Source organism: Aneurinibacillus sp. Ricciae_BoGa-3, assembly GCF_028421645.1.
Taxonomy (GTDB): domain Bacteria; phylum Bacillota; class Bacilli; order Aneurinibacillales; family Aneurinibacillaceae; genus Aneurinibacillus_B.
On sequence record NZ_CP116888.1, the window covers coordinates 541722 to 556266 of the forward strand.

At 37.1% G+C, this 14545-nt stretch carries 15 protein-coding genes and 1 pseudogene; 13 read left to right on the forward strand and 3 right to left on the reverse strand.

Translation table 11 applies throughout. The features are described from left to right. Positions 1-73 precede the first annotated feature (73 nt). From PP175_RS28540 to PP175_RS28560, 5 genes are all read left to right on the forward strand, one after another. Positions 74-424, forward strand: a complete 351-nt coding sequence (locus PP175_RS28540) for a hypothetical protein (protein WP_272443610.1) — start codon at positions 74-76, stop codon at positions 422-424. Between the two features lie 44 nt (positions 425-468). Next, positions 469-666 (forward strand): hypothetical protein, encoded by a 198-nt coding sequence (locus PP175_RS28545; protein ID WP_272443611.1) that lies wholly within the window; start codon positions 469-471, stop codon positions 664-666. A 21-nt stretch (positions 667-687) separates the two neighbouring features. Next, positions 688-1536, forward strand: a complete 849-nt coding sequence (locus PP175_RS28550; protein WP_272443612.1) for a TIGR02452 family protein — start codon at positions 688-690, stop codon at positions 1534-1536. 57 nt (positions 1537-1593) lie between these two features. Next, complete coding sequence (locus PP175_RS28555; RefSeq protein WP_272443613.1) at positions 1594-1845, forward strand: hypothetical protein; 252 nt, start codon at positions 1594-1596, stop codon at positions 1843-1845. 745 nt (positions 1846-2590) lie between these two features. Further along, positions 2591-3097 carry a GNAT family N-acetyltransferase gene (locus tag PP175_RS28560; protein ID WP_272443614.1) on the forward strand — a complete coding sequence of 169 codons (507 nt, stop codon included), beginning with the start codon at positions 2591-2593 and terminating at the stop codon, positions 3095-3097. Here the strand turns inward: PP175_RS28560 and PP175_RS28565 are convergent. Beyond that, a complete protein-coding gene (locus PP175_RS28565; protein ID WP_272443615.1) occupies positions 3094-3357 on the reverse strand; it encodes a SunI/YnzG family protein in 264 nt (87 codons plus the stop codon). The genes PP175_RS28560 and PP175_RS28565 overlap by 4 nt on opposite strands. 190 nt (positions 3358-3547) lie before the next feature. On the opposite strand from PP175_RS28565, the gene PP175_RS28570 reads away from it, so the two are divergent. The 3 genes from PP175_RS28570 to PP175_RS28580 all read left to right on the forward strand — a co-directional run bounded on the left by PP175_RS28570 (position 3548) and on the right by PP175_RS28580 (position 4684). Then, positions 3548-3778: a YwbE family protein gene (locus PP175_RS28570; RefSeq protein ID WP_272443616.1), complete on the forward strand. Its 231-nt coding sequence runs from the start codon at positions 3548-3550 to the stop codon at positions 3776-3778. Between the two features lie 144 nt (positions 3779-3922). After that, positions 3923-4087, forward strand: coding sequence for a hypothetical protein (locus tag PP175_RS28575; protein WP_272443617.1), 165 nt, complete (start codon positions 3923-3925; stop codon positions 4085-4087). A gap of 141 nt (positions 4088-4228) precedes the next feature. Continuing rightward, positions 4229-4684 (forward strand): MgtC/SapB family protein, encoded by a 456-nt coding sequence (locus PP175_RS28580; RefSeq protein WP_272443618.1) that lies wholly within the window; start codon positions 4229-4231, stop codon positions 4682-4684. Between the two features lie 72 nt (positions 4685-4756). Here PP175_RS28580 and PP175_RS28585 read toward each other — a convergent pair whose 3' ends face one another. Next, positions 4757-7417: an ATP-dependent helicase gene (locus tag PP175_RS28585; protein WP_272443619.1), complete on the reverse strand. Its 2661-nt coding sequence runs from the start codon at positions 7415-7417 to the stop codon at positions 4757-4759. 575 nt (positions 7418-7992) lie between these two features. Between PP175_RS28585 and PP175_RS28590 the strand changes: the two genes are divergently transcribed. The 5 genes and pseudogenes from PP175_RS28590 to PP175_RS28615 all read left to right on the forward strand — a co-directional run bounded on the left by PP175_RS28590 (position 7993) and on the right by PP175_RS28615 (position 13433). Further along, a complete protein-coding gene (locus PP175_RS28590; protein WP_272443621.1) occupies positions 7993-10608 on the forward strand; it encodes an EAL domain-containing protein in 2616 nt (871 codons plus the stop codon). Positions 10609-10878: 270 nt separating this feature from the next. Beyond that, complete coding sequence (locus PP175_RS28595) at positions 10879-11775, forward strand: PAS domain-containing protein (RefSeq protein ID WP_272443622.1); 897 nt, start codon at positions 10879-10881, stop codon at positions 11773-11775. Positions 11776-11785: 10 nt separating this feature from the next. Then, positions 11786-12370: pseudogene (locus PP175_RS30185) on the forward strand (diguanylate cyclase domain-containing protein); the annotation flags it as partial. An 87-nt stretch (positions 12371-12457) separates the two neighbouring features. Next, positions 12458-12958: a DUF488 family protein, N3 subclade gene (locus tag PP175_RS28610; protein WP_272443623.1), complete on the forward strand. Its 501-nt coding sequence runs from the start codon at positions 12458-12460 to the stop codon at positions 12956-12958. 16 nt (positions 12959-12974) lie between these two features. Continuing rightward, on the forward strand, positions 12975-13433 hold the full coding sequence (locus PP175_RS28615) for a hypothetical protein (protein ID WP_272443624.1): 459 nt from the start codon (positions 12975-12977) through the stop codon (positions 13431-13433). Positions 13434-13550: 117 nt separating this feature from the next. Here PP175_RS28615 and PP175_RS28620 read toward each other — a convergent pair whose 3' ends face one another. Continuing rightward, a complete protein-coding gene (locus PP175_RS28620; RefSeq protein WP_272443625.1) occupies positions 13551-14447 on the reverse strand; it encodes a stalk domain-containing protein in 897 nt (298 codons plus the stop codon). Between the last annotated feature and the right edge of the window lie 98 nt (positions 14448-14545).

Here is a 14545-nt window from a genome sequence, read left to right on the forward strand (position 1 = left end):
AAATTTTTTCTATAATAATTTATAAATGATATAATTGAATTAAAATAATAGGAATAAGAAAGGGGAATTCATTATGGGAATAGGTTTATGCGGCATTCTGACACCAGAGGGGAAGTGGCATGCGTGTGAGTTTGGGAAACACTATCAATTGATTTCGGAATTAAATATTCCACGGTACAAGGAAGATGCCTACATCCCATTTAGTAGTCGGATGTTATCAGATGACTTAAAACCTTTTTATCCTGATAGTTCAGCGGTAGGTATTAATTGGGATAAAGGAGTTACGCAGGCGCAGTACGATTGGATTGTGGCACATTTTGACGAAATGGATGATTCCCAACAAGAGAATTTTGGCTCCTTATTAATCAAACTCAAAGAGGGTGGGGAACCCATTATCGTTAAAGAAGAAGCATTATGGAAATAAGCTAGACGAAAAAAGAAATTGACATGACAAATGGAGGGATAAGCATGTTTGTTCAAGGACAAAAAGTAAAGTTGCTGGTACACGGTGCAGGCACTACATCGGAAGAGGAGGCTATTGTTTTAAAAGTGGAAAATGGCATTGTTACAGTGAAGGACAGTGACACAAAGTACGATGCCAAAACAGGAAAGTCGCTTGGTAAAGATAATTTCTTTGGATTCAAGTTTAAAATAAAAGAACTATGAAGAGGAGGAAAATAGGAAGAAATGAATAAACAACAAGCCATTGAAATCGCTGAATCCACGTTAGCGATTTTAAAAAAGGGTGAATATCAAAATCAAAATGGAGAAAACGTCTCCATTTATAAAGATTTAAACGATGCCATTCTAAACTCCGTGCTATATCGTCCAGAAGATACCGATACGCTACTGGCACAACAAAAAACGAAGCAAACATTGTATTCAGATAAAACCGTGTTTGAAGTCACCTCGGAAACCACGTTACAAGCGTCAAAAAGGCTGGTAGAAGAGGGGTTTCAATCGGTAAGCTGTCTCAACTTTGCATCCGCTCGAACACCAGGAGGCGGATTCTTGACAGGGAGCTTGGCACAAGAAGAAACCATCGCAAGGGCATCGGGTCTTTATCCGTGTATCTCTCAAATGGACGAGATGTATTCTTACAACAAGCGCAACCGCACAGCCCTGTATTCGGACTACATGATATTTTCACCGAATGTGCCAGTAATCAGGCAAGACAATGGCATGTTGCTGGATAAACCATTTCTGGTATCTGTCATTACATCTCCTGCAGTAAATGCTGGTGTCGTGATGAATCAGGAAAAAGAGAGTATCAAAAAGATTGCGCCAGTCATGAGAAAACGTATGGAAAAAATCGTGGCGGTAGCATTGGCGCAAAAGCAAGAAGCCATTGTATTAGGGGCTTTTGGATGCGGGGTATTTCGTAATCGTACCGAAGATGTGGCACGAATGTTCCGATGTATCTTAGAGGAAGAGTCATACCTGAATCAGTTTAAGAAAGTGGTGTTTGCCATTTACGAACGTCCGCCACAAAAAGAAATGGTCACCATATTCAAACGTGTTTTTCGAAACCTCTGATAATTTTGGGGGTATAAATAAATGATTAAATACGGTAAAGAATGATTGGATAAAGTAATGAATAACAAAGAGCGGTATCAAATTTTTATTGATAAGGTGACCGAAAATATATTATGTTACTTTAAAAGAAAGCAACCAGGAATTTTTCACTTTAAACCATTTAATCGCCATTTTGTTCTCTGCACGAACAATGAAGACAACATTTGCGAAGAAATCACTTATGAAAGAATAAAATGTGTGATGGAAGGGTATTTTCCTCTAAAAGGAAAATGGAAGAAAGAAAAGGCGGGATATGGAATGCCATTCTAAAACATTTCTTTTATTCTTTGTTGACCGTCATAAGTAAAGGAAAAAAGTATACTGCAAAAAATGTCCATAAGGAAAAAGGACATTTAACTAAAAGGCTCTTTTCATAAACATTATTGTTTTTCATCAATTTTATAAGTATTATTTTAAAAATAAGAATGTAGGTTGACAATAGACTCATTTAGCGAAGGTGTGTTTTTTTTGAAAGTTATAATTTCAGATTTATTAGAGGGCAATACATCTTACTGGTATAATGCAAAAGAAGTCTATGGGGTCGAAAATTACACAGCAATTAGTTATAAAGTTCAAAATGGGGAACACAAAGGCAAAATCATTTATCACGGACATTGTAGACTAATTAGTGAGTGAACTAAACGAACAAAATGCACATTAAACATGGTATATTTATCCAATGTCTTTTTCTTATGCAAAAAGCAACAATCAATACGAAAATAGCGAACTAAAAAGAAAAACAATGAAACTATTGCATTCATCATACTCAGCCGCTATAATAGGTTCATAAGCATTTTTCCTTATGCAAAAGTAAGATGTTCCCTAAGACATCTCTCCTTTGACCTAAGTAAAAATCTTTCCTTTTGAAAAGTAAAAACCTGTTTATGTGTGGAAACACCTGGTAGAACCTTCACTACCAGGTGTTTCTTTTTTTATGCAAAAAACTAATAAGCATAAGAATACACACTCCAACATCTAATGTAGTAAAAAGAAAAGAACTTGGAGGCGGAGAGTTGTGGTCATTGAGCGAACCGATGTTTCTGATGCGAAAGAATTGCTTGCACTTCAAAAGATAACCTATAAGAGTGAAGCAGATATCTATAACGACGAGACGATTGAGCCACTCATGCAGACTTTTCGTAGTATGCAAAGAGATATACGACAAAAAGCAGTCTTTAAGGCTGTTGATGAACGAATGATTGTGGGGTCTATACGAGCCTATTTAATAGCAGGGACATGTTACATCGAAAAACTGTTTGTTTATCCTGACCGTCAAAATCAGGGAATTGCCAAGCAATTGTTGAGAAAAATAGAGATTTTTTTTCATCCCGCTCCACGATATGAGTTGTTTACGGGAAACCAAAGTCAAAAAAATATTTTGCTATACGAAAAACATGGTTTTAAGATATTTAAGACCGAGGTCATTGATTCAACATTGAGCCTTGTATTTATGGAAAAATATCCAGAAATCGCTGAATCGGATGGGATAACTAACTCCATTGCGATTGGTGAGTTCGTTTAATGATTCATCAAAAAACGAATTTTTTCTTTGATGGAATCTTCGTTTGATGTGAATAGGATATAGGTCGATTGAGTGGTCTCAATAACAATTCTCTCTGTATTGCCGTACGGAAACCCAATTCGAATGGCTGTTTTATCTTTGTCTGCATAGACATCATCAAAAGATACATCGATAACCTCTACAACGGGAATCTGTATCTGTGAAAGTTGCCAATCAATTACCAGATTGTTTGAGATTTTGGATAGTTTGACTCTTGGCATCCTACTCTTCATCCCTAATTTGGTAAATGTTCATAATATTACGTTAACATAGGAAACTTCGTTTTAAAATCATGAGCCATCGACAAAATTTGTAAATCTTCTCGTGTCTAATCCCAACAAAACGGAGTTGTAAAGGACAACAATCTCCATACAATAAAATCATAAATAGAAGATAAAGGAGGAGAGAAGAATGGCAGGAGAATATCGAAATGAGCTTTACTACGGGATGACCGTTGAAATCGTGCTAAAGCAAGACCAACGAACTGGCGTTCTTACCAGAGGTAAAATTAAGGATATTTTAACAAATAAATCATTTCATTCCAGAGGAATTAAAGTAAGGCTTCAGAACCCTTTGGACGATGGTACTATCGTCACCGATGATAAAGAACGTGTCGGCAGAATCGTTAACATCATTCTGTAACCATGTGGGTGTCAGCACAAGCTTTACTTGATACCGAACGACTTTGTTTATATACTGTAGTTAACGAAAAAGGTGCAGACAGATTCTAAATGCGATTCTGCATCTTTTTTTGTAATACATATAGAATTAAAAGGGAACGCTTTCATGAGTAAAGAGGATTTACTTTTGGTTTCTGGACAGATACAAAGATATGCGGAAGATATGGCAAATGCTATCCAAAACGAAGATAAACAACACTTTTACAGTTTAATGAAAACGGTTGTTAATATTTCCAATAAGACGCTACATGAAATGGACAAACAATTTTAAACGGCATCCATAACTTACCACCTGGTTCTCAGGTGGTTTTTCGTTTAAGAAACTCGAACGTGCTTCGACTCCTTTTTGCGCATATAAATGGATGAACTCTATATAGTTATCCTATTATTATTTGCAGAAAGGAGAGTCAACATGAGTATAGAAACTGAATTCATTCGTATGTTTTTAGCCTTTTTATTGGGTGGAGCCATAGGATGGCAACGGGAATCCTACCATAAACCTGCAGGCATTCGAACACATATCCTGGTATGTCTCGGCTCTTGTTTAACCATGATGATGGGTGTCTATTTAAGCGAAAGCTATCATAATGTTGACCCCACTCGTATATCCGCCCAGGTCATTTCTGGTTTGGGATTCATTGGGGCGGGAACCATACTGAAAAATGGATTATCCGTAACAGGACTGACGACGGCGTCCTCCATTTGGTTGGTTGGTTGTGTCGGTCTTGCTGTTGGATGTGGGTTTTATATGGGAGCAGTAGGTGTCACGTTAATGTGTTTCCTTAGTTTAAGCAAATTTAAACGTTCCAGTAAAGAAAAGGATGAGCATAACCTTGAAAACGATGACAAGCAAGAGAAAGAGGAATAATTTATTCATAATAAGAACGAGGAAATGAAAAAAGCTACGATGACGGGGATTCCATCATGTAGCTTTTTGTTATTAGGAGACACGTTCTACATCTTGCAGTTCATCCGCAAATTTGCAGTAGGTTCCTTTAATTTTGATTCGGTCTTGATGGGTGTGATACGTCACGTAAAGCAACTTTTTGGCTCGTGTAATGGAGACAAAGAGCAACCTGCGTTCTTCCTCAATCTCCTCTGGTTTCATCGTTAAGGAATCGTGTTTGTATCGGTCAATGGTATTGATAACGACATCAAATTCTTTTCCCTTAGAAGAGTGGGCTGTTGTTAAGACGACAGCCTGATAGCGAACATCTTTTTTCGTTACAGGTTTTTCGTCCTTATACAGAACCAGTTTCTTTAAGTAGGTAAACAGAGCAGAAAGGGTCATAAATCCTTTTCTTTTGAGTTCTTCAAGGAAACTCTCCACGACTGTGTCTACTTTTGCTATTTCCTCAGTAACACGGAAATAGAAATCGATTTTGTCTTGTTCTTCCGTTAACGCTAAGAAAGATTTCATCAGTTTTACCCGATATTCCTCTACAAATGCTTTTACCTGTTGTTGATTCATCTCTTTGATTTCTTGATTAAATACATACAGGTATTCCATCAAATTGTAGGTACAGGATTCATCCTCAAAGAAGTCAATTAATGAAATCATGATTTGCACATTCTTGTTGTTGAGTAGTGCTTCCGCCACATCCAATACGGTTGGGATATTTTTCTCCTTTAAATATTGTTCAACCATAAGAAGTTCGCTTTTTGTACGAGCAATCACGGCTATATTTTCAGGTCTTGTTCCATTTTGGATTTTCTCTTCAACCAGTGTAGCAATGCCTGCGTATTCTTCATCTTGGGTACGATATGACCAGAGTATCGGCTTTTGTCCATGTGCCGCTTTGCTAACCAACGTTTTATTGATTTTGTGCTGGTTTAAATCGTTGAGTTTATTTGCCGTTTCGATAATTTCTGGTGTGGAACGGAAATTTTCCAAGAAATATATATCTTTTACCTCTGCAAAGAACTTATGGAAATTTAAAATATTCTCTTGGGAAGTGTATCGCCAACTAAAGATACTTTGGCTATCATCGCCAACAACCATTAGGGATATAAACTTTTCAAGGTCAGTTAAAGCGGAGACAACATCAAACTGCATGCTGTCGGTGTCCTGGTATTCATCGACGATGATGTGCTGATACCCATATCGTGCAAACACGTTTGGATGGTCTTGTACCAAATCGATGATGAGCGTGATTTGGTCTTGGTATTCAATGAGATTTCGCTCTTGTAATTTTTGATTGAATTTCTGATACAAATCAAAAATGGTTTGAGCTAGGGAAGGCGTAAGTTTTAATTTTTCACTACACGCAATCGCATCCAATACATGGGTTCCTTTTAATGTTTCGAAGTACTCGCTTAATTGAACAACCACACCTCTGGCATTAGGAAAGTTGATAAGTGGATTCCTGTAGTCAAAGCCATCCAGTTTATCATTTTCCTCTAAAATTTCAAAGATGATATCATAGACTTGCACTTTTTCCGCCAACGAAGGAACTTCACTAAAGCCTAGCGTTTTATATTGACTTTGAATGATTTTTTCACCCCAAGCATTAAATGTTAGAATGTCCATATTCTTTACATCGACGCCTTCTATCTCTATTTCCTTCGTCCAGTAGAGAATACGTTCCCGCATTTCTCTTGCCCCTTGATTGGTAAAGGTGAGAAGGAGAATGTCTTTTGGATGTACACCTTCTTGAAGTAATTCCGCAACACGAAGGGCAATCACCGTTGTTTTGCCAGAACCAGCACCTGCATTGATTCGGGCAATCCCTTTACGGAAGAAAATGGCTTCGTATTGATTTTTGGTTAATTTTAATTCACCTGCTTTTTTCGTTTCTTCCACTACGGGCAATACTTGCTTGCCTTGTTCATAGTGACAGATGTTTGCGAACGAACAATGTTCACAATGAGAAGCCTCACAGGTCTTTTCTGAATCCAAGGAAAGCTCCATATTCAGCATGTTGACGATGCGCTCTTCAATGGTATCTGCTTGTTCATTCGTAAAGACATGCGAGATAATGTTTTTTCCTTTTTTTACTTCGAAATCAGGAACCAATTCTGTGCGAGTATCATCTTTGCTTTTGAGATGATACAGGCTGGCGACAACAGGTTTGTCTTTAACCAGTTGTTTTCCTAACAGGGTGAGTAAATATAGTTCGATACTGTTTTGGGCTTTTGATTCAAACTTACGACCGCTATAGGAAAGTTTCGGTTCACTTTTTTTGATTTTTACGATTTCCACATGGTCTTTGTTCTCGAATACAAAATCAGCCGTTACCGTAATGAGAGTGTCTTTCACTTTTACATCCCCAATCACACCACGTTGTAGAACCGTACGATTACGTTGCTGTTCATACGAGAAGTAACGTACCAATTGTTCAGTAAGTAAAGCCAGCTCTTCCTTCTTTGTCCGTTTGGCAACAAAAAGGCTGTCATCGAGCATCGAATCCAACTGGTTGACAATATCTGAACCAGTAAAAGTTTGAAAATCAATGGTTTTAAACAACTCTTTGAGTTTGACACTTACGGAATAGCTTTTTCCTTTTAAATAATGCAGTGCAAGCGATTCAAAATACCCTTTCACATGACAGATATCCATGCTTACCAATTGAGATGCGCTTACCTTTTTTTGTTGTGCCATATTCGAACACTCCTTTGAAATGTTTTAAGTAAAATCCTTGTTTTTTCACTTGTTTTATTCTATGGGATTTAAGAACGATTATAAGAAAGAGAGTAAGAAACAATTGACTTGCATGAAAAACATAATATTTATTTCATCGTATATAGTCAATATTAATGGTATACTTATTTTTGTCAGAAAGGTTTTTGGAAAAATAATTAAAAGAACATAAATTTATTCCTATTTTGCCCGATAATTAAGTAATGCATAATAACTAGGAAAAAAGAGATTACATAAATATACAAAAAAAAGAATGTTTCATTCATAAAAAGACGAAAATTGTACAGAAAAATGTACAACAAAATTATTGTACGTATATGTGGAAAATTTGAATTTTTTGGGTAGAAAGGTAGCGAAGGTTTTATTCAGATAAAAACAAAGTGTAAAAAGATTTTTACACTTTTTACATAAGAGCAGAAAGATAGTGAAGGGAAGATAGCCATCGAAAAGGGAAAGCTGTACGAAATACAGGGACGCAATTCCGATGGTTCTACTACATATGGTTAGGATGGCTTGGTTCGAAGGAGGACATATAAGTGAAAATATGGGAGCATTCCGATGATGGATTGCCGTTAGACACTCAACTTATGCAAGCGTTACAACTGGAAGAGTTTCGGCTCCATTACCAACCTAAAATCGATTTAATTTCAGGAAAAATCATTGGCGTTGAAGCATTGATTCGATGGGAACACCCAGAAAAGGGGAGGATTTCACCTTTAGATTTTATACCTATCGCAGAAGAAACAGGCTTAATTCTACCTATTGGCGAATGGGTAATGCGCACAGCTTGTGAACAAAACAAGATTTGGCAAAAAGTTGGTGTACCTCCTATGATTATGGGGGTCAATTTGTCTGCTCGGCAACTTTATCAATCCGATTTGGTTGACAGAATTGAACAGATATTAAAAGAAACGGAGTTAGGTGCTGAATATCTGGAACTTGAAATTACCGAAAGCATGATTATGGATATTGACCATGTTCTCCCTATTTTAAAAGAACTAAAACGCATCGGTATAAGAATCAGTCTTGATGACTTTGGGACAGGCTATAGCTCCTTGTTTTACTTAAAGGAATTACCCATTGATATCCTAAAAGTAGACCAATCTTTTGTTCGGAATTGTACGATTGATACAAAGGATGCCACATTAGTAAAGGGAATCATAGCAATGGCACATGAACTGCGAATTGAAGTTATTGCGGAAGGTGTGGAATCAAAAGAACATTTAGTTTTTCTCCAACAAAACCTTTGTGATAAAGGGCAGGGATATTTATTCAGTAAACCTTTACCATCAGATAAATTGATACAAAAAATGAACGAAATCGAACAAATTATTAAAAATGAAGGGATTCCTCCAGAAGTATACCATCAAAAATGGATGGAAGAAGCTTTAAAAACGGCCCGTCAAGAATTACGGGATACCGTCAGACAGCAACAAGGGATGATTTTTAAGTTTGTTAAAGAGGGGAATAGATTTGTTCATGTATTATGTGATGGTGAATTACTCTATCGAATGAAGCTCACACCTGAAGAAATCATAGGAAGGGAACCGAAAGATTTCCTACCAGAAAATGAAGCCGAGTTGAAGGTGAAACATTATGAAAGGGCATGGGCAGGAGAGGATAAAGTTTCTTATAAAGGAAATATCAATGGTATTTGGTATATCGCCTCTTTACGCCCTATTCGAAGCGGGGGGCAAGTGACGGAGGTCATTGGTTCGTGTGTGGATATTACTGAACTGAAAGAAAGTGAAGAACGTTATCGAAGATTGGTAAACCTGTCTCCAGAACCAATTGTTGTACACAGTCAAGGAATCATTAAATATATGAACCAGGCAGGAGTGAAAGTTTTGGGTTTTCATCAACCTAAAGAACTCCTTGGGAAATCCTTTTTAGATTTTTTTCATCCTTGTTCTCTAAAAAAGGCGATTCAACGGATACAACGTTCAGAACAAGAAAAAGAAGGTCAAGTGGAACTTATTGAATATCAAATGATTCGGCATGACGGAACTATCTTTCATGCGGAAGGTACAGCCGTTGGAATTAGGTATGAGGGAGAACCAGCTATCCAGGGAATGTTTCGGGATGTTACAGCAAGAAAACAGGCAGAGCAAGCTCTCCACAAAAGCGAGGAAAAGTACCGTCTGATTGCAGAAAACACGCAGGATTTAATTAGGGTGTTGGATACGAAAGGGTTTGTTCGATATGCCTCTCCCTCCCATGAAAAAGTATTAGGATATCCACCAGAGATTTATGAAGGAAAGTTAGCTTTTGATTTTGTTCATCCTGAAGATGTTCATCCTATTCAAACACAATTTATTAGCATGGTTTCTTCAAAAGCATCCTTTCGAGTTGAATTCCGATATAAACATGCCAAAGGAGGTTGGGTTTGCGTGGAATCTTCTGGAACACCTGTACTGGACGAACAGGGTGAAGTTGAACATCTCGTTGTGGTCTGTCGTGATATTTCAGAGCGAAAGAAAGCGGAAGAAATGATGCAGAAATCGGAAAAACTTTCCGTTGTAGGGCAATTAGCTTCAGGCGTTGCACACGAAATAAGAAATCCGCTCACTTCTATACAGGGATTTATTCAATTGATGAAAGAAGAAGTAGACAAACCGATGTATTTTGACATTATATTGTCTGAAATTCACCGATTAGAAGAAATCGTTGAGGGATTTTTAGCCCTTGCAAAACTACAAGTGGCTAAAATGAAAGAAATAGATATAAAAATTCTTTTAAAAGAAGTCATTATCGTATTTGGGACACAAGCGATATTAAAGAACGTTGAAATCGTAGAAGAATATGACTCCGATTTACAGCTTGTCCTTTGCGATGCCAACCAAATCAAACAGGTTTTTATTAATATCCTTCAAAATGCCGTGGAAGCCATGCCAAATGGAGGGATGCTTAAAATCCAGGTACTACGGTATAGTTCTGACTCTATCCAATTTCGATTTATTGACTCAGGAGAAGGTATCTCAGAAGAAAGGTTGAAACATATTGGAGAACCCTTCTTTAGTACAAAAGAAAAGGGAACAGGGTTAGGTTTAATGGTCAGTCAAAAAATTATAGAAGAACATGGAGGAACACTTCATATTACAAGCACACTTAACAAAGGAACTACAGTTGAAGTACGTTTGCCCGTTCAATAACACTTTATTCGTTAACTTGAATCCTTCTTTTATACAATTTTCATAAGTGTATTCATGTTTGATAGAGGTATGAATGAATGGTATGATTCTTCATATTTGATTTTACCCGCATGTCTGTTTGATTAGGATATCAATAAAGTAAACGAACGTATAAATCATTTCAATGTTGCTTCTGTCCTCCGATTAGCCATCTAGAAGTAAAATCACCTACCGTCCTCGTTAAACCTGAGCATAAAGGTTCTAATGGTCGGCAATGAAGGAGAACAACGTATGGAGAAATTATCAAACCATTCTTCTATCGAAATCTATAAATCTATTATGCAATACAATCCAGATGCCCTTTTTATTCTTTCCGTAAATGGAAAGTTTATGGAAGTGAATGAGGCAGTAACGAAGATATTTGGCTATACATTAGAAGAAGTCAAAGAAATCCATTATCAGGATATCCTTGTTCCTGAACAGTTAGATGTCAACCATCAGCATTTTCAACAAGCTTTACAAGGATTTCCTTGTGAATATGAAACAGAGATTTTTCATAAAGATGGAGACCATGTCCATTTGCAGGTAAAAATAGTACCCTTAGTGGAAAACAATAGAATTATCGGTATTTTTGGTGTGGCGAAAGATAAGAAGGAGTTGCATCAAACAAAAGCATCTTTAATGAAAAATGAAGAAGGATATGGACAATTAGTTGAACTGTCTCCAGAACCCATTATGATTCATCATCAAGGACGAATCCAATATGCCAATCCAGCTTGTACCAAGCTTATCGGAGCCTCAACATTAGAAGAATTAATGGGTCAATCAATTCTAGATTATTTTCATCCTGATTCTGTTGAATTAATTAAAAATCGAATCAATCAAACAGAAAAAATAGGCGAGAATGTCACACCTATCGAAGAAAAGTTAATTCGTTTGGATGGAACCGTGGTTGATGTAGAAGTTTCTGGAATCATCATAAATCATCAAGGAAAACCCGCCTTTTTGATGATATATCATGATATATCGAGGAGAAAAAGAGCAGAGGAAGCTCTTCGTCAAAGCGAACAAAATTATCGGTTAATTGCAGAAAATATGACAGATTTGGTCTGTGTCATAGATTGGGATGGCTTCTTTAAATATGCGTCTCCCTCTCATTTCACGGTGTTAGGATTTTCATCGGTATAAAGGGAAACGTGCAAGAGAGTGGATGCATAAGGATGACTTCCCGCAAGTAAGAAAGAAATTAGAAACGATGCTACAAATGAAAGAATGTTCTGTGTTCGAGTTTCGTTTCAAAAATATAAAAGGCGATTGGATTTGGTTAGAGGGAAAAGGTAGACCCATCTTTGATTCTGATGGCAACTTTCAACATTTTCTTATTGTATCCAGAGAAATAACGGAACGAAAGCTATTTGAGGAAAAATTACAACACATGGCGTATCATGATAAATTAACGGGTTTGCCGAATCGTAGGTTGTTCAAGGAACGATTGGAGCAAGCTTTAAAAGAGGCAAAACGCTATAATCACAATTTAGCGGTCATGTACATGGATATGGATAAATTTAAATACATCAATGACACATTGGGACATGATGTAGGGGATGAACTTCTTAAACAATTTGGTAAAAGGGTACGGTCAATTCTTCGGGATAGCGACACACTTGCAAGACAAGGTGGCGACGAATTCACCATTATTCTTCCACATATTGAGGATGAACAGGATGCGATTGAAACAGCCATACGAATCCTGGAATCGGTTCAAACACCTTGGCTTGGTTGACATCGCTTCATTTTTGTGTGACTACTAAATCGAATATAGTCTAATATATAGGTGTATAGCTTATATAATAAGATAGGAGATAAAAAGATGTTGCATCTTGCGTACTTGGGAGAATCGAAAAAATTAGAAATTCCTGATAGGGCGGCTAAATTTTTGATTGTACGTAAGCCTGTTAGTGGAATACCTGCAGGTTTTCTACACATCCCGCAATTAAGTCCATCCTTAAATCTGTTTGATAAAACACAAATATGGAAGAAGAAAATCTATCAATCCGAAGATGTGAATTATTTGCACTCGCTTGATATCGGTGAGCTTGAGGATGGTGTGTGGTGGCACTTGTATAAAAAAGAGTTTATCAGTGAATTAGTCGAGCGACCAGATATGGTTCGGGCAATTGAACGGTTAGCCGACAAACTCGACAAGGGTGTTGAGGTCTATCTGTTTTGCTACTGCAAGAACGTTTGTCGCTGTCACCGTGGGCTTGTTGGAGAGCATATGGAAAGCAAAGGATATTTGGTTGACTTTCGAAAACAAGAGGAACCAAAACCACAAGAAACGCTCCCCGCACAACTATCGCTATTTGACTAAAAGGAGGTAAAAAGGTTTGATACCAAACGATATGGAACTGAAAGATGAAGCAAATTCTGGTGTGTTATCCGATATGGATTATCACGAGAAAGTATTCAGTGATTACTTGGACAAACACGTCTCAATACGGAAGATAAATGACGTGATATGGTTTGTGTTTGATACGGGAAGGAATCGATACCAGACACCTTATAAAGTATTGAAGCAATTGCTCTTTGATTTGAAGTGCAAAGCACTCGAACAAAAAGAAGAAGTAGAAATTAGAGAAAAAGTGCTTCGAGATTTTCTGATACAATTCGATGTTATTAAACCCGCCTATAATGATTTTGTGACCATAACAGTGCAAGAACGTTCATTCAGGGGGACGTCAGTAGCCACGTTGTTCGGCCATCTTTTAATTTTAAAAGCCCAATTTGATATGGGTTTGGAGAATCCGTCACATGGTGAAGGCTTCACCTCCGAGCAAACCAAATAAAAAAAGCGATTTGTCACCAACCTTGCAATACCCGTTAAGGATGGAGACTTCTCGCTATTCATATTTTCAATCCTATATAAATCTTATGTAAAAAATAGATGATATAGGGTCTACATACTAATGGCTAGATTGTGGAACATCATTTATATATTGACCAGAAAATCCAATTTGTCCTGTAGATGTTATATATTGAACGCCATATCCACTTCGTTTTCCATCCTTCATTCCACCTTCGTAAAATAGCTTGCCACCCAGGTATATTTTCCCTGTTCCATTTGGTAGCCAATTAGCAAATTGCCCTTCGTAAAATAAGTCACCCGTCTGTTCATTATACAATTTTCCATAGGTGAATGTGCCAGCATTAAATGTGCCTTCAAACATCAATCTTCCTTGATTATCATAGACTTTACCTTGTCCATCAGGAAGATAATTTAAGGATTCACCAACATATTTACCGTTATGAAAATTTATCGTAATTATCTCTTTTGGCGGATTAAAGTTGATTACCGTACCATTACCTGTGTTAGTAGACGTTATAACATTGTTAGTTGAAGAGTTAGCAGGACGGGTGAAGGTATTGTCAGGCATACCATTATTGTTTTTAACAGTGGTAATGGTTACAGTACGATTTGCATTGTCGTAATTTACTTGGGCATTGTATTGTTCACTAATAAATCTTATTGGCACATAGGTTTTACCCTTTATAATTTGAGCAGGAACATCTAACAAAAATGGCTTCCCGTTGATTTTTGCTTGTACATTACCTATCACTAATTGAAGACTCTTTCCTTCGCTATAATTAATTGCGGTAACCGTCTGGGTTGAACTCTCCCAAAAAATTTTTGCGCCAAGTTTGTCTACAACTCCACGTAAAGGAACAAGTGTGCGATTATCTTTTTGTATCGCTTCATTTGATACTGTCTTACCGTCAATAACGATGGGTGTAGCAAACACTTTAGCAGTCGTTGATAGTAAAGCTACTGAAGTAATGGCACAATATAAAGTTTTATTCAAAATAAACCCTCCCTCAATTTATCGTCTTATGATGCTAGATTATATGCAGAGTAAAGGATTGTCAATTTACTTTACTCAATATTATGATAATGATTCCT